15 protein-coding genes are annotated in these 17314 nt (G+C 32.3%); 10 read left to right on the forward strand and 5 right to left on the reverse strand.

Annotated features, from left to right (window positions below):
• Positions 1-51: 51 nt before the first annotated feature.
• On the forward strand, positions 52-3561 hold the full coding sequence (locus FA046_RS07800; RefSeq protein WP_136825821.1) for a PKD domain-containing protein: 3510 nt from the start codon (positions 52-54) through the stop codon (positions 3559-3561).
• Positions 3561-4526 carry a PorP/SprF family type IX secretion system membrane protein gene (locus tag FA046_RS07805; protein WP_136825822.1) on the forward strand — a complete coding sequence of 322 codons (966 nt, stop codon included), beginning with the start codon at positions 3561-3563 and terminating at the stop codon, positions 4524-4526. The genes FA046_RS07800 and FA046_RS07805 overlap by 1 nt, the downstream gene beginning before the upstream one ends.
• Here FA046_RS07805 and rpoN read toward each other — a convergent pair.
• Entirely contained in the window at positions 4521-5990 is a 1470-nt protein-coding gene (rpoN, locus tag FA046_RS07810) for an RNA polymerase factor sigma-54 (protein ID WP_136825823.1), read from the reverse strand. The two genes, FA046_RS07805 and rpoN, sit on opposite strands and share 6 nt — an antisense overlap.
• A 146-nt stretch (positions 5991-6136) precedes the next feature.
• On the opposite strand from rpoN, the gene mscL reads away from it, so the two are divergent.
• The 5 genes from mscL to tsaB all read left to right on the forward strand — a co-directional run bounded on the left by mscL (position 6137) and on the right by tsaB (position 8357).
• Complete coding sequence (gene mscL, locus FA046_RS07815; protein WP_136825824.1) at positions 6137-6520, forward strand: large conductance mechanosensitive channel protein MscL; 384 nt, start codon at positions 6137-6139, stop codon at positions 6518-6520.
• A gap of 271 nt (positions 6521-6791) precedes the next feature.
• Positions 6792-6950 (forward strand): 50S ribosomal protein L34, encoded by a 159-nt coding sequence (gene rpmH, locus FA046_RS07820; protein WP_017258626.1) that lies wholly within the window; start codon positions 6792-6794, stop codon positions 6948-6950.
• Between the two features lie 70 nt (positions 6951-7020).
• The gene (locus FA046_RS07825) at positions 7021-7419 is read left to right on the forward strand and encodes a ribonuclease P protein component (protein WP_136825825.1); all 399 of its coding nucleotides are present in this window, start codon (positions 7021-7023) and stop codon (positions 7417-7419) included.
• Positions 7416-7649, forward strand: coding sequence for a membrane protein insertion efficiency factor YidD (gene yidD, locus FA046_RS07830; protein WP_136825826.1), 234 nt, complete (start codon positions 7416-7418; stop codon positions 7647-7649). Before FA046_RS07825 ends, yidD begins: the two co-directional genes overlap by 4 nt.
• 15 nt (positions 7650-7664) lie before the next feature.
• Positions 7665-8357: a tRNA (adenosine(37)-N6)-threonylcarbamoyltransferase complex dimerization subunit type 1 TsaB gene (gene tsaB, locus FA046_RS07835; protein ID WP_136825827.1), complete on the forward strand. Its 693-nt coding sequence runs from the start codon at positions 7665-7667 to the stop codon at positions 8355-8357.
• Here the strand turns inward: tsaB and FA046_RS07840 are convergent.
• On the reverse strand, positions 8354-9817 hold the full coding sequence (locus FA046_RS07840) for a DUF5723 family protein (protein WP_136825828.1): 1464 nt from the start codon (positions 9815-9817) through the stop codon (positions 8354-8356). The two genes, tsaB and FA046_RS07840, sit on opposite strands and share 4 nt — an antisense overlap.
• Positions 9818-9868: 51 nt before the next feature.
• Positions 9869-11485 (reverse strand): hypothetical protein, encoded by a 1617-nt coding sequence (locus FA046_RS07845; protein WP_136825829.1) that lies wholly within the window; start codon positions 11483-11485, stop codon positions 9869-9871.
• 97 nt (positions 11486-11582) lie between these two features.
• On the opposite strand from FA046_RS07845, the gene FA046_RS07850 reads away from it, so the two are divergent.
• Positions 11583-11969, forward strand: a complete 387-nt coding sequence (locus FA046_RS07850; protein ID WP_136825830.1) for a DUF423 domain-containing protein — start codon at positions 11583-11585, stop codon at positions 11967-11969.
• Positions 11970-14450 (forward strand): replication restart helicase PriA, encoded by a 2481-nt coding sequence (gene priA, locus FA046_RS07855; RefSeq protein WP_136825831.1) that lies wholly within the window; start codon positions 11970-11972, stop codon positions 14448-14450.
• A gap of 2 nt (positions 14451-14452) precedes the next feature.
• On the opposite strand, the gene FA046_RS07860 is transcribed toward priA, so the two are convergent.
• Complete coding sequence (locus tag FA046_RS07860) at positions 14453-15130, reverse strand: hypothetical protein (protein WP_136825832.1); 678 nt, start codon at positions 15128-15130, stop codon at positions 14453-14455.
• 31 nt (positions 15131-15161) lie between these two features.
• Positions 15162-16532, reverse strand: a complete 1371-nt coding sequence (locus FA046_RS07865) for a sugar transferase (protein ID WP_136825833.1) — start codon at positions 16530-16532, stop codon at positions 15162-15164.
• A gap of 101 nt (positions 16533-16633) precedes the next feature.
• Between FA046_RS07865 and FA046_RS07870 the strand changes: the two genes are divergently transcribed.
• A complete protein-coding gene (locus FA046_RS07870; RefSeq protein ID WP_136825834.1) occupies positions 16634-17290 on the forward strand; it encodes a protein-L-isoaspartate(D-aspartate) O-methyltransferase in 657 nt (218 codons plus the stop codon).
• Positions 17291-17314 lie beyond the last annotated feature (24 nt).

Below are 17314 nucleotides of genomic sequence, written 5' to 3' on the forward strand. Positions count from 1 at the left end.
AGCCTTGATACATTCTGCCTTTAGCAACAATTTAACCTTGTGTAATTTTATATGAGGCTATTTCTTAAGATTACGCTAATCACTATTGGTCTCTTTTTTAGTTTTGATCATTTAAAAGCTCAAAGTATTTCTAATGAGGGAACAGAGTTTTGGGTTTGTTTTCCAGATCATGTTCCATCTGGAGGCTCTTTAGCATCTATGTCTATATTTATTACTTCTAAAAGTAATACAAGTGGTATTGTTTCTTGTGGCACCTTTTCTCAGCCTTATCAAGTCCAAGCTAATGCAGTAATAGAGGTTTTAGTACCGAGAACTATTTCTTTTTTAGGAAGTGGTTCTAAAATATCTAAAAATAAAGGGATTAAAGTAACTGTGGATGCAGGTAAACCTAAAGTGGTGGTTTATGCGCATGTTTTTGCCGGGTTTAGGTCTGCTGCTACGCTTGTTTTACCTTATCAGGCTTTAGGAAGTAAGCATTTTGCAATGTCTTATGATCAGAAACAACCTACCAATGCCGGCACTGGTTATTTTTCTCAGCTTAATGTTGTAGCTGCAGATGCTAATGTTAAGGTAAACATTAAGCCAATGGCTAAAGGAATACCGGGAACTCCTTTTTCTATTACTTTAGTTGATAAAGGCGATGTTTATCAATATCAAGATACGGTAGATATTACTGGTACCGTAATTGAAGTAGATTCTTTAACTTCTGGATGTAAAAAAATTGCAGCTTTTTCTGGGAGCACTGCGCTAGTTTTGGGTACAAATACCTGTAACGCTACTACAGGACAGATTTCTTTAGATCCATTATTACAACAACTCTATCCAATAGATAGTTGGGGAACCACTTTTCCATTAGTTCCGTTTTTTAATAGAAATACAGGAAGTATTTATAGAATTTTGGCATCAGAAGATAATACCACAGTATCAATTGATGGCGTATCTGTAAAATTGAATACCGGGCAATTTTATTCTTCTCAAGGAATAACTAATGTATCTATCATTAAATCTGATAAACCCATATCCGTCGCTCAGTTTGCATTATCACAATCCTGCAATGATAGTAGAAATATTACTAATCCAGGGAGTATAGTTGGAGATCCTGATATGGTGATTTTAAATCCCTTAGAATATAGTATTGATAAGATCACCCTTTATTCCTCAAACAAATTAGCAATTACAGAGCAATATTTAAACATCACTATACCTACCAAAAAGGTGAGTTCATTTAAAATTAACGGGATTAATTTTTCCGCCAGTTTTTTATCTGTTCCAAATTCAGCAGAATATTCTTACGCTCAAATCACTTTAAACACTATTGGAGGATCTAATTTTAGCTTATCAGCTGATACTGGTTTTAATGCAATAGCTTATGGCTTTGGTCCGGTAGAGTCATATGCTTATTCTGCAGGAACAAGTTTAGCATCAACTACTTTGGTTAATGCTATTAAAAGAGAAACCAACGAAATTATTAAGATTGCTTGTATTAATGAATCATACGATTTTAGAATAGTATTACCCTATGCGGCTACTAAACTTGTTTGGACATTAGATGCTAACAGTGCTCCAATTACCCAAAATAATCCTTCTTACACTATGATAAAAATAGGTAACAAGGATTTGTATGAATTTAAACTAATTGTTCAAAAGTCTTTTGCCAGTAGCGGGATTAAACCTATTCAAATACTCGCTTCATTACCTGTCAACTCGGGACTTTGCTCCACTTTAGATGAAGAAATCATAAATTTTGATTTTGAAGTAAGTGACCTGCCAGTTGCAGAATTTTCTTCTAATAATGAGGTTTGTGTTGGAGGAACGTTGCCTTTTACTTATGTAGAAAAAAATATTGGGGAACCTGTAAATAGTTGGCTTTGGGATTTTGGAGATGGTACAATTTCTACCCTAAAGAATCCGACTCATGTTTTCCCACTTTCTGGCGTTTACAAAGTGAAATTGACTATTAAAAGTAATATTGGTTGTGTTTCTGGGGTATTTGAAAAAAGTATCTCGGTGAAAAAATTGCCTGTAGCCTCTTTAGAAACTCAATCACCATTATGCGTAAATACAAATATTCAATTTGCTGATAAAAGCACATCTGCTGACGGAAACCTAACCTCTTGGTTATGGAGTTTTGGTGATGGCACAACCAGTACACAACAAAATCCCACTCATTTATTTACAAAAAGTGGTACTTATGTAGTAAGTATTACTTCTAGCACTCAGTTTGGTTGTTCAAACACTTTCTCTAAATCTGTTATCATTAATGATCCTGCCGAAATAGATTTTTTAGATCCCGGAGCTTGTATTAACGATGTTGTGAATTTTCAGCCTGTTATAAATAAAGGCAATGTAAGTTCTTGGTTATGGAATTTTGGAGACGGATCTAATGATGTTGTAGAAAAAGTTAAGCAACTTCCTAAACATAAATATTTAGCAACAGGCTCTTACAATGTAACTTTACAAACTACTTCTGCCGAAGGTTGTATTTCTTCAATTACAAAAACAATAACTATTAGTGGAGCCAACCCTCAAGTGAGTTTTGAGCTATTGGATAAAGATAATTTGTGTAGCAATAAAGCCGTCAATTTTAAAAACAACTCCACCATACTTTTTGGAAATATCACCAAAGTTGAAATTATTTATGAATACAGTGTTACCGGCAACAATGTAATTGAAACTGATATTACACCCACTAATGGCGAAATTTACGCACATAAATATCCAGCTTCTGCTATCAATAAAAATTATCAGGTAGTTTTTAGAGCCTACTCTGGTCAAGTTTGTTTTCAGCAATCTGCACCAACCACCATTACTGTTAATGGAAGTCCTAATGTGGTTTTTGGTGCCGTAAGCCCAGTTTGTTTAAATACGTCAAAATTCCTATTGTCATCAGCTAAAGAAACAACCGGTATTTTAGGCACAGCTACTTTGGTAGGTAAGGGAATAGTCGGAAACTTTTTTGATCCCGTAATAGCCGGTTTAGGATCTCATCTTATTACCTACACTTTTACGTCAAATAAAGGCTGTACAGAGCAGGTCTCTCAAACAATTTTAGTAAATCCCATACCAACTGTAGATGCAGGCGAAGATTTAGATATTTTATTGGCTGGAGAAAAACAAATAAAGGCAGCAGTAACAGGAAGTAATTTGAAATACAAGTGGACTCCATCATTAGGTTTAAGTGCTGATAGTATCTTAAATCCAATTGCAAGTCCAGCTGAAACAACAAAATACACTTTAACGGTTACCTCAAAAGATGGTTGTATAGTGGCAGATGAAGTAACAGTCACCGTACATATAGACCCATTTATTCCAAATGTTTTTAGTCCAAATAGTGATGGAATTAACGATACCTGGTCTATTAAATATTTAGAAACGTTTGTAAACGCAACCATTAGAATTTTTAATAGATACGGACAAGAGGTGTTTTACGCAAAACAGTACAATACACCTTGGGATGGGCGATTAAACAATGTAGATATGCCAGTTGGTGTTTACTATTTTATGATAGAACCCAACAATGGTAGAAATAGGTACACAGGCTCTGTAACTCTTCTACGATAATGAGAAAGGCCTTCCTATTCATCCTTATTAACTTATGTTGTTTTATGGGTTTTGCTCAGCAAAGACCACACTATACCCAGTATTTGCAAAATATGGAAATTATTAATCCAGCGTTTACAGGTATTTATAAGGCATTTACCATAAAGTCTGGTTTTAGAAATCAATGGGTTGGGATTCAGGATGCACCAAAAACAAGTTACTTTACCATTCATGCACCTGTTAATTTAGACAAAAGTATTTTGACAGCCGGCTCTGCAGATTACGGAATTGAAGATCCTGCTACTCGTTCAGATAAGGATGGTTACTATTCTTCTGATAATCATCACGGATTAGGTTTTACGGTTTTAAATGATAAAACTGGTCCAATTAATAGAAGCACTCTTAATCTTACTTACGCTTACCATATTATGATGGGAGATATAGCCAACTTATCATTTGGGGTGGGAGGCGGTGTTAGCCGGATAGGTTTAAATACAGATGTTTTGGTATTTGAAGATCCTAATGACCCATCTGTTGTTGGTGGGCAAAATATTACTTGGACACCAGATATTAATGCGGGTTTCTATTTTTATTCTTCTCAGTTTTATTTAGGAGGCTCTATTCAACAGGTGGTAAAAGAAAAGCTTTCTTTTAGTGAAAACTATGATAAAGGAGCCGAAGTGCCACATTATTTTTTAACCACAGGTTACAGGTTTTGGTTGGGTGAAGATATTTCTTTTACCCCATCAGTGATGCTAAAATTTGTTAAGCCAGCACCCAAAGCTTTTGATTTAAACTTGAAAATTAATTTCAGAAATAACTTTTGGGTAGGTGGTTCTTATAGAAAAAAGGATGCTTTTTCTGTGCTAGCTGGGTTTACAATTAGTAAAACATTAGATGCCGGCTATGCTTTTGATAACACCATTTCGCCATTAAAAACCATAAATACCGGCACACATGAGTTTGTCTTAGGAATAAAATTATAACTCTTTTCTTAACCTTGCTACCGGAATCCCCATTTGTTCTCTGTATTTAGCTACCGTTCTTCTGGCAATATTATATCCTTTTTCTTTAAGAATTTCGGTTAGTTTTTCATCGGCTAAAGGCCTAATTTTATCTTCTTTACCAATACATTCTTCTAAAATCTTTTTCACCTCTTTGTTAGAAACTTCCTCGCCACTTTCAGTCTGAATGGCTTCAGAGAAAAACGATTTTAATAAATAAGTTCCAAACTCTGTTTGCACATATTTAGAATTTGCAACCCTAGATACTGTAGATATGTCCATTCCAATTCTGTCGGCAATATCTTTCAAAATCATTGGTTTCAAATAGCGTTCATCACCATCAAATAAGAAATAATCATATTGATAATTCATAATCGCATTCATGGTTTTAAGCAAAGTTTGTTGTCTTTGCTTTATCGCATCTATAAACCATTTAGCCGAATCTAGCTTTTGCTTAACAAATTGAACGGCCTCTTTTAGCTTTTTGTCTTTGTCAGAAGTTTTTTCATAATGCTGAAACATTTCCTGATAAGATTTACTCACCCTTAGCTCCGGAGCATTTTTAGAGTTTAAAGTAAGAATTAAAATATCGTCATTTTTTGCGATATGAAAATCAGGAATAACCTGCATTTGCTTTACCGTAGATGCGCCAGAATCTCCAGGTTTTGGATTTAATTTTAAAATTTCGGCAACAATATCTTTCAATTCTTCAGAATTGATATTTAAAGATTTTTCTAATTTATCGTAATGTTTCTTGGTGAATTCATCTAAATGATGCTCTACTATTAGAATTGCTTTTTGAATGTTGATGTTATTTTGATCTTTTTTTCTTAGTTGAATCAATAAACATTCTTGCAAATCTCTGGCACCCATACCAGCGGGGTCAAAAGTTTGAATAACTTTTAACATTTCCTCCACTTCTTCTTCTTCGGCAAAAACATTTTGCGAGAAAGCAAGGTCGTCAATTAAAGAGGGTACATGCCTACGTAAATAGCCATCATCATCTAAACTCCCAATTAATTGTTGTGCAATTAAATACTCCTTATCACTTAAAGGAACTAAATCTAACTGCGCTTGCAGGTTTTCAAAAAAAGTACTGCTTACCGCTATAGGGAACTCTTTTTTATCTTCATCCTCTTCATTGCTATCATATTTACTCCCGTAATCATTTACATTATCGTCTTGTAAATATTCATCAACATTAAACTCATCAAAACTCTCTTCGCTATCTTCAGACTTATAATCATCAGGGTCTTTATCTGGATATTCTTCTACAGGATCATTCATATCTGCAAGACTAATATCTTCTAATGCCGGATTATCTTCTAACTCTTCTTTTATCCTGGTATCTAAAGAAACAGTAGGTACCTGCAACAATTTTATAAACTGTATTTGTTGTGGCGAGAGTTTTTGTAAAAGTTTTTGTTGAAGATTTTGTTTAAGCATAAACTAATTTTGAATCTCAAAGTTAAACAAAGTGATTTAATTACGTATCAATTTTTAATCTAAGTATACAATTTTAGTTTTAAGGTTTGAACATAACTTTTAATTAATTAATTTAGTTTAAATCAAACTTTAAAATATATTAAGATATGGGATTTGTTAAAGAATTTAAAGAATTTGCGCTAAAAGGAAACGTAATGGATTTAGCAATTGCAGTAATTATTGGTGCTGCCTTTGGTAAAATCATCAATTCATTTATTGAAGATATTATTACCCCTTTATTGCTTAAACCTGCGTTAGATGCGGCTAATCTTACTGATATTGGTCAATTAACGTTTTTAGAAACTGTAAAATACGGTAATTTTCTATCAGCAGTTATTAGTTTTTTAATTGTTGCTTTGGTTTTATTTATAATAATTAAAGCTATTAATGCCACTAAGAAGAAAAAAGAAGAACCAATTATTGCACCTGTAGGGCCATCTAAAGAAGAAGTTTTATTGGCAGAAATCAGAGATATTTTAAAAGCAAAATAGAGATTAATTGCACTATTTGTAACATTGGGTTCAATAAATAGATTATTTATTTGGGCGTTTTAACACGCTTTCCGCTGTATCTTTATCCCCGAAAAGGGGATAAAGGATGCCGCTTCAATCGTTAACGCAAAAAAAAGTAAGCCTAAACAATAATATACCACAAATATAAATTGCTTCAGTATTAAAATTTTGTGTTTTAACTTTGAATTTTAAAAAAACAAGCCTATATTTGCACTCCTTGTTTTAAAAGAGAGATTTATAATATAGCATCATGAAAAGAACATTCCAGCCTTCTCAAAGAAAAAGAAGAAATAAACACGGTTTCAGAGAAAGAATGTCTACCGCTAATGGTAGAAGAGTTTTAGCTTCTAGAAGAGCAAAAGGCAGAAAAAGATTAACAGTATCAGACGAACGTCGTCATAAAGCATAATTTTGTTTGTTCTAATTATCATTAATCGTGATAATTACCGATGTTTTAAATATGTTTAAGCCCTCGGTTAATGGCATCCAAAATAAATAGTTTCAAAAAAGAAGAACGGTTGTGTAGTAAAAAGTCTCTTACGGGGCTTTTTCAGAGCGGTTCTTCTTTTTTATTATACCCTTTTAGGGTAACTTGGTTGATTTCTCCAAACATCAATCAGCAATTTCCTGTACAAGTTGTAATTGCAGTTCCTAAAAAAAGATTTAAATCTGCTGTAGATAGAAATCTAATCAAAAGACGAATCAGAGAATCCTATCGTTTATCCAAAGAATTGCAACTCTATCCATCATTAAATTCTCAGAATATAAAAATATTGCTGGCATTAAGTTATGTTGGCAAAGAAATTCATGAGTTTGATTTTATTGATCAAAAGCTTTTAGCAATGGTTAAAATGCTTTTAAAGAATGTAGATAAATGATAAAATTTGTAAAAAGCATTTTAGGTTTTATTTTTCTGATCATCATTAAAATTTATCAATACATGATTTCGCCATTATTAGGGGCGTCATGCAGATATACGCCTACTTGTTCACAATATGGGGCAGAAGCTATTAAAAAGCATGGTCCATTTAAAGGTGGATGGCTTACTTTAAAAAGAATGGGTAGTTGTCATCCTTGGGGAAAGCATGGTTATGATCCAGTACCTTAATTAAATTATATTTTAATGGCTCTAATTTTACAAATTGAAACCGCTACCCAAACCTGTTCAGTTGCTTTAGCTGAAGATGGAAAACTTTTGCAACTGGTTGAGAAAACAGAAAGAAACATTCATGCAGCCGTAATTACTCTTTTTATTGAAGAGTTGATGTTAAAGGCGGGTAAAAAGTTTTCTGATTTGGATGCTGTAGCGGTAAGTATGGGGCCTGGTTCTTATACTGGTTTGCGAATAGGTGTTTCTACCGCCAAAGGTATTTGCTACGCTTTAGATATCCCTTTAATAGCTGTAAACACTTTAGAAGCCATGTCATCGGGGTTCTTAAATCATTGTTTTTCGGTAAATCAGCAAACGTTATTTTGCCCAATGATAGACGCCAAAAGAATGGAGGTTTACTGCGCTGTGTTTAATCATCAAAATTTAAGTGTTTCTGCAACCGAGGCAAAAATTATAGAAGATCAGGCTTTCGCTGATTTGTTTGATCAACACCTTATTTATTTTTTTGGAGATGGCGCTGCAAAATGTGCGGATATTTTGGGTGCAAATTTAAATGCGAGAGTTATGGATGATTTTGAAAATTCTGCAGCTCATTTAACTCAACTGGCTTATGATAAATATCTAGAAAATTCTTTTGAAGATGTTGCCTATTTTGAACCTTATTATTTAAAAGATTTTATAGTCGGTAAAAAGAAAGAAGCTTAATTGTTCCTTTTATTTGTTTTACTTCTTCTTTTTCCTATTTCTTTATTTTTCTTTTGAAGTTGTTTTCTTTCTTTAGGACTCAACCTTACTACAAAGCCAGTTTCTTGATCATTTAAGCCAGGTATTTCATCGGCGTTGCCCATACTTTGCATTTTCCTACCAAAATTTACATTTAGTCCCATATAAAAAGTGCCCTTTGTATTGTTTTTGCCAATATTTTCGTCCTTTTTTAAATATCCTTTAGCTAAATAATAAGATGGAAATAATGATTCGGAACCGATATAAAATTCGGAATTGGGAGATTTAATCAATAACTGCGATCCTAAATTTAATCCCGAATTGAAATCATAAATGGTGTTTAAACCAAAATTAAAGGCATTTTTTTGAAAATTGTTTAACAATCCAATTTGTCCGTCGCTTCTAAAAGTGCTTTTAGAAAACACAAAAACAGATTTGTAATTATTAAACGTTTTTGAGGCTGCTAAAACTATCTTGGTGTCTATTGTAGTATTAAATTTTTTATTGGTGAGGTTGTTATTAATGATACTTCCAAAAGCATTAGAGAATCTGTTAGCGGCATTTGCGCTATTGGCATTTGTGACGGTAATTTCATCATCAAATGTATAATTTGGGGTTGATTTATTCCAGTGGATAAAGCCTAAATCATTAATATTTAACGTTAAATACAATCCTTTTTTTGAGGTGTAAGAAACACCTCCGCTTATGGCGAGTCCAAGATTCTTTAAATTGGGTAATAATTTTTTATAAGTAAGACTATCGGTTCCAAAACTTGAAATGTAATTACCTTTAAAACTAGAAATAAAAGAATTTGAACTATTTATTTGTAGGCTAGAGTTACTGATATTCATTTTAGAATAAGTAGCGCCATTTAATAAGCTAAATTTACCACCAAAGCCCCATTTTTCGTCGTAATTTTCTCTATAGTTTACACTTAATTGCCAATAAGATTGATTATAAGCTTTATTATTAAATATGTTTAGATAAGAGGTTTTGTTAAAGTTTTTATAGCTATCAAATATGGCAAAGCTTTCATTAGAAATATTGGCTTTTCCATCTTGTTTAAATTGAAGAGCGAAACCTAATTCTCTATTATAGTTTACAGTTTTATAAATTCTATAAGTAAATAAATAGAAGCTGTTTTTTAAATAAAGTTGATTGCTGTTTCCTAAACCAATATCATTAAATGTAGAACCAGAAACCGTTCGGTTGAAAATAAGATTTTTAAATGCAGTTTCTGAGCCGCCTTTAAAGTTTAATAAAGCATTTAATGCAGGAAAAATAGTGATGGCATATTTTCTGCTGAGCTCTTTAGTAAAGCCAGTTTGCACAGGATTCTCAAAAGAATCATATTGAGTGCCGCTATGCGTAAGTGCAATATGCTGACTAAAAACACTAGTAGGGAAGAAGATGATTAAAGCTAAATACCAAATTTTCTTCATCCCTAAATTTATCAGTAAAAACTTAAAGAAAAGATTATTTTAAATTAAGTTTTATTGAACCAAAGAATCTACTAAAAGTGAGTCTACAGATGGTAAAAGATTCTGAGGTTCTGGTATTTTACTTAAGTATAAATTAGTAAAAAACTTGTCTTTATCTGCACTAAATTGAACAGATAAAGCATAAATATTTTTCCAATCAAAATCATCGCTCTTAAAATTTTCATGCGCTTTACCACTTAAAAAAGATTTTACAATAGCTTTAGCATTACTGTTGTGAATAAAATAAAAGATGTTCCCTTGATTAGATAAATATTGTTGAAAATCTATGTTTTTATCAGATCTGCTTAATAAATTTTGATTGGTGTAGTTTTTTTGAAAGTTACGCAGTGCTGTAGTATTGTTTGCTACAATTAAGTGGTTCTCAATAATGATGTAATAAGGGCGCTGAAAAGATTTAAAAGGATCACCTAAGTAAGAATATAGTAAATAAGAGTCATCAAAACGGCGTATGTTTTCTACAGCTTCTGAACTGATGGTTGATAACAGAAACGATAATCTATTGGTGTTTATAGTTTTTACAACACCTATTTTATCTCCAGAAGCTAACTGCATTACTCCAAATTCATTTCCCATTACCGGCATTAACTCTTTATCTATATTAATAGAATGAATTTGGGTAATGTTATCTAATTGTTTTTTTAGTTTTTCTGATTCTTTTCTGACCGCAAATAACTTGTTTAAACCTTGTTTAAATTTTTTGTAATCAGACACATAAAAGAAAGAATAAGAAGCAGCATCAAAAGGTAAAATGTTTTTAAGCGTGTTATTACCCGGTTCTTGATCTAAAAATAAGTTAAAATAATTATTAGCCTTTTCATTTACTTGAGTTACTCCACTAAACATAAATGCTCTACTTTGATAATTAATGTTGAGCGATGCAAAAGCATCCACATATTTTAAAGCAAATGTTTCTGAAGGATTTTTTCTGTCTGAAAAATTGTTTAGAAAATCGGGAATTTTAGAAAAATTGAGGTAAAGGTTGGCAATAGAGTTTTTATTTCTGGGGCTTTTAAAATCTATTTTAAAACTATTGCTTTCCTTACCAGATAATATGATTTCTTTAGCATTTTTCACCAATGTTTTCTCAAAACTACCAATCATTAAAGATTGATGAATAATGAAGTAAAAATTAGATTTATTATTAAACGATAGTTGATAAATAGGCTGATTTGCATCGGCATCACTTATTAATTTAAACTTAGTTTTTAAGCTGGCAATTATTTCATCAGTATCACCAGCTTCTTTAGAAAATGGAGCAATAATTAAAATATCAGCATTATTTCTTTGGTTTTGATGTAAGGAGAAAAATAAATTACTTTTTGCAAATGAAGGAGAAATGATGGCATCGTCTACAAAAACTTGTTTTAAAGCATTTAAATGTTCTAAATTATTTCGGCCTAAAAGATCGCCAAACAGGCTAAAATCTTTAAATATATCATAAAAAGAGTCTTCGTTTTTATATTCGAAAACCATAGCAGCATCTTTTGGGATAACTTTAAAAACGTTTTCATTAGAATATGCTGTGGCAGACAAGTTTTTAAAATAAAGCCAGGTTACGGCCGCTATTCCTAAAACAAGTATGCTTATGATGATGATAATTTTCTTCATTTTAAATAATCCTTAAGCACAAAAATAGATTTTTGTAACGAAGCCCGAAAATTGAATGCATCTTTATTAAATTAGCAGAACCTTCACAACAATTTAAATGAACAAAAGAATAATTATTACAGCCGCTATTTTTGGAACTTTAGCGGTAATGCTTGGTGCTTTTGGAGCGCATAGTTTAAAGAAAATGATTTCTGTAGAGCAATTAGATACTTGGCACACAGCCGTTCAATATCATTTTTACCACACTTTTGCACTTTTGTTTTTATCTACTTTTGGAAGGTTCAAAAATAAAATCGTTAATTTTTCTGCTTACTGTTTTACCATCGGAATTTTTCTTTTTAGTGGTTCATTATATTTTTTAGCCTTAAAAAATGTTTTAGGCTTTACCGCATTAAGTATTTTGGGTCCAATTACGCCTATTGGAGGGTTATTTTTTATTTTGGGTTGGTTAAGTTTGTTATTAGCCGCAGTTAGAGATAAATAAATGAAAGATTTTGAAGCCGCCGATCCAAACCACCAAACACTTTTTGTGGAGGTAATTTTGCCATTGGCAATTCCTAGAACTTACACTTACCGAGTGCCGGCAACATTAAATGATTTTGCCGAAAAAGGAAGAAGAGCAGTGGTGCAATTTGGTAAAAGCAAAATTTATACAGCCATTATTCATTCTGTTTCTAAGCAAGCGCCAGAAAAATATGAGGCAAAATATTTATTAGATATTATTGATCCTCAGCCAATAGTGCATTTGGTACAATTAGAATTTTGGCAATGGATAGCCGATTACTATTTATGTACACTAGGAGAGGTGATGGCCGCCGCTTTGCCTTCTGCGTTGAAGTTGGCTAGTGAAACTCGAATTGTTTTAAACCTAGAACACACCTTTGATAGGAATTTATTAAACGATAAAGAATTTCTGATTTTGGATGCTTTAGAACTACGACATGAATTAAGCATCAGCGAAATCACTAAAATATTAGCTCAAAAGTCCATTTTTCCCTTACTTAAAAGCCTTTTAGATAAGAAAATCATTTTCATTTCTGAGGAGATTAGCGAGAAATATCAGCCTAAAAAACTATCAATTATTACCCTGAATGATTTTTATGAGGATAGAGAAAATTTAAAGCAACTATTTTCTGTTTTAGAAAGAGCACCCAAACAGTTAGATGCTTTATTGGCTTACATGAAGCTAAAGAAAGAGTTTGGAGAAGTAAAAAAAGCCGCAATTATAGAAGAGGGCGGTGTAAATTCAGCAGCTATTAAAGCATTAATTGATAAAGATATTTTTATTCAAGTAGATAAAGTTGTCAGTCGGTTTTCTTCATTTGATAATTCTGTAGCATCTGATTTTATTTTAAGCGAAGATCAAAACCTAGCTTTTCAGCAGATTAAAGAATCTTTTATTGAAAAATCAACGGTACTGTTACACGGCATTACTTCATCGGGTAAAACCCAAATTTATATTCGCCTTATTGAAGAATATTTAGCCAAAGGAAATCAGGTTTTATATTTATTGCCAGAAATAGCCCTTACCGGGCAAATGATAGATCGCTTAAAAATCTATTTCGGCAATCAAATTATTGTTTATCACAGTAGGTTTAACGATAATGAACGAGCAGAAATTTGGCAAAAAGTTTTAACCAACGAGGTGAAAATTGTGTTAGGAGCGAGGTCATCAGTTTTCCTTCCTTTTTGTGATTTAGGTTTAATTATAGTTGATGAAGAGCATGAAGCCAGCTTTAAGCAATACGATCCTGCTCCGCGATATAATGCCAGAGATATTGCCATTATTTTAGGAAATATGGTAAAAGCTAAAGTGTTGTTGGGATCTGCTACGCCGGCTTTGGAAACTTATTTTAATGCTTTATCTAATAAATATGGTTTAGTAAAACTTTTAACAAGATATGGCGGTGTAAAATTGCCCGAGATTGAAGTGGTAAGTATTACAGAAGAAAAGGCTAGAAAACTCAATAAAGAAAATTTTAGTAGCGTTTTGCTCAATCAAATAGATCAAACTCTGGCTCAAAAAGAACAAGTTATTCTTTTTCAAAACAGACGAGGTTATGTGCCGGTATTAATTTGTAAAACTTGTGGTAACACGCCAAAGTGTATTAACTGTGATGTAAGTTTAACGTATCATAAAGCATCCGGAAAATTACATTGCCACTATTGCGGATATAAGGAAGAAAATATCACAGAGTGCCCTGCATGTGGCTCTAGGCATATAGAGTATAAAGGTTTAGGGACAGAGAAGGTAGAAGACGATTTAAAAGTGCTGTTGCCTGATGTGAAAATTGCCCGAATGGATTATGATACTACAAGAAATAAAAATGCGCATCAAATTATTTTAAATGATTTTGAAGATCGAAAAATTGATATTCTGGTGGGCACTCAAATGGTTGCTAAGGGTTTAGATTTTGATAATATCACGCTAATTGGAATTATAAATGCCGATAGCATGATTCAATTCCCTGATTTTAGAGCGTATGAAAGAAGTTTTCAGATGCTGTCTCAAGTAGCAGGAAGGGCAGGCAGAAGAAACAAACAGGGAAAAGTAATTATCCAAACTTATGATGTAAAGCACCGGGTAATTAAACAAATTGTGGCGAATGATTACGAGGGAATGTACCGGGAGGAGATGATTGAACGAAAGCAATTTAGGTATCCTCCTTTTTATAAAATCATTCAAATAGATATTAAACACAAAGATTTAGGCAAGCTTTTAATGATTGCAGAGCAATTTGCCAAAGAATTAAAACTCCATTTAGGCGATTTGGTTTTGGGGCCTCAATCTCCTTTAATAGGGCGGGTAAGGAATTATTATATCCAATGCATTATCATTAAAATAGATTGGAAAAATCAATCGGTAGTTAAAATAAAAAATCTGCTTAAAGAGAAAGTGATACTCTTTGAAGCAGATAAATTAAATAAAGGTGCTTTTGTTGTTGTTGATGTAGATCCGTATTAAAACTAGTTCTCTCCAAAATTAAATTGCAAACTCAACAAACCCAAAGGCTTAGTTATATATTGCCATCTTTTAAAATTATTAACAGATTGTACGGTGTTGCTAGTATTAGATTTTACTTCCTTATCATAAGAATATAAAAAATCTAATCCTGCTTCGGCACTTATTGTGATTACTTTCAGTGCGGTATATTTTAATCCAAAAAATGGGTAAATTAATGCTCCATTTTTTTCTAAATCGGCATTGTATAATGGTGCAGAAGTGCTTTTATCTTTTGATTGGCCAATAAAAGTGGTAGATCTGTAGCCCAAATCTATTCCGTAAAAAGGTTGTAATGCACTATAAGTCATACTTCTTTCAAAACCTAATTTTACATTAAGATCTGTGTATTTTCCGGTTACGGTTTCGCAAGTGCTACATTCATTGGTGAAAGAGTAATCATCATTTTTATAATTACTAATTTGAAAACGGTAGCTAATTTGGTTATCATTTACTTTTAAAACCAGCCCATTAAATTTTGGGTAATAAAAGTTACTACTGCTTTTTACCTCGTTTAACATTCTAGGTAATTCTTCTACAGACAATAACTTAAAACCAAAAGAATAATTAGAGTCGCTTTGAGATTGAGCATTTGCAAATAACACAGCAAACTGCAAGGATAAAATAGTAAGTATTCTTTTCATTTAATTTTTTTTTCGGGTCAAAAGTAGCCATTTATTTTCCTCTTCCTTGAAGAATAATCACAAATGTATAAATCATAATTTTAAAGTCTAAAGCTAAAGAACGGTTCTCTACATAAATAATATCAAAGGTTAATCTTTTAATCATTTGGTCTATATTTTCTGCATAACCAAATTTCACCTGACCCCAAGAAGTAATACCGGGTAAAACTTTTTGTAAGTAATGATAATGCGGAGCTTTTTTAATAATTTGATCAATGTAGAACTGTCTTTCGGGGCGTGGCCCAACAATTGCCATTTCTCCTTTTAATACATTAAAAAATTGAGGCAATTCATCTAGTCGTAATTTTCTAAGTAATAAACCAAATTTCGTAATCCTTTTATCGTCTTTTTTAGAAAGCTGAGGACCTGTTTTTTCAGAATCCAAGTACATGGTTCTAAACTTATAAATATGAAAAGGTTTGCCTCTTTTGCCTATTCTTTCTTGCGAGTAAATAATTGGACCTTTTGAGCTCAGCTTAATCACAGCAGAAATGATTAAAAAAACAGGGCTTAAAATGATTAAGACAAAAACACTTACCAAGTAGTCAATCAAAACTTTCAATATACGTTGCCAAATAGGCATTTTATCGCTGTGTAAAGTAATAAGTGGAATAGAAAATAAGTAGTTGATTTTAACAAATCCCGATACAATATCATACATATCCGGCACCATGTTAATAATCACTTCTGTTTGCTCTAACTCATCTAAAATTGCCTTCAATTTATGATGCTCAGAGGTTTCAATCGCTAAAATGACTTCCTCAATAGCGTTTTCTTTAATAATTTGAAGCAGATGATCAATATCTCCTAAATTTTTTAATGGAGGTTGAAAGTGTTTATTTTCTTTTTCCTCCAGAGCGATATATCCTTCAAACTTAAACCCTAAAGATTTTTTTAGGGAACTAATTTCTTCGTAAATCTGAATTGCTTTGGTGTTATTTCCTATCAATAATGTTTTAAAACCAATTCTGCGTTCCTGCAATAACCTTTTAATTCCGGTTAGATAAAAGAGTCTAAAAAAGTAAAGAATAAGGAAATGGTAAAACCCAATGTAAATTGTGCTAATAAAAGGCTCATCATTTAAATTGCTATTCTTAAATGAGTAGGTGTAAATAAAGTAAACTAAAATAATGATAATAGACTGATTGATAGTTCTAATAAGTTCTTTAAAACGAGATTTTCTGATAATTTGATTGTAAGAGCCAGTAAATCCGTAAAGAAAAGAAAGTAGGAGTCCTAATTTTATAATCGTTATCAAATTTAAAGCCTCATTAAAGTAATTTAAATAAGATAAAGTGTTTAAAAACAACAATCCCGCAAGAAAATTATAAAGAATATAAAAGATGGTTCGTTTTTTAATCATAAACAGGCAAAACCCTTAGGCACAGCAAATAGAAAAATAATAAGGCATAAAGCTAATAAAATAGCTAATAATTCCTTTTGAGATTCTATTTTTGCTAGCACATGGCGTATAAGTTTATTGATAATTATAGAGAAAAGGGTGCAAGAAAAAAATTAGTCATAGAGTTAGCTGATAAAGGTATTTCTGATAAAAATGTGCTTGCAGCTATTGGGAAAGTTAAACGTCATTATTTTTTTGATGAAACCTTTTGGGCGCAAGCTTATTCAGATAAGGCTTTCCCTATTGGCGAAGGTCAAACTATTTCTAACCCCTATACCGTTGCCTACCAAAGTGAGTTGTTGCATATCCAACCGGGAGATAAAGTTTTAGAGATAGGGACAGGTTGTGGTTACCAAACTTGTGTGCTTTTAGAACTTGGGGCCAAAGTTTATACCATAGAAAGACAAGAAAAACTTTACCACAGAACCATTCAAGTTTTACCACATATTGGTTATAAAGCTGATTTTTTCTTAGGAGATGGTTCTAAAGGAATTGCAGAACATGCTCCGTATGATAAAATAATTGTAACTGCAGGCGCACCTTTGGTTCCTCAAATATTATTAAAGCAATTAAAAATTGGAGGCATTTTAGTCATCCCGGTAGGGAATGAAAAAGAGCAAAAAATGGTAACAGTGATTAGAGTAGGAGAGAATGATTTTGATAAAATTGTTTTAGATACTTTTAGGTTTGTGCCGCTTTTAGGAGATCAAGCTTGGTAGCCCCTAAAGGGGAATGTGTGCCCC

The organism is Pedobacter cryophilus (genome assembly GCF_005116455.1).
Lineage (GTDB): Bacteria > Bacteroidota > Bacteroidia > Sphingobacteriales > Sphingobacteriaceae > Pseudopedobacter > Pseudopedobacter cryophilum.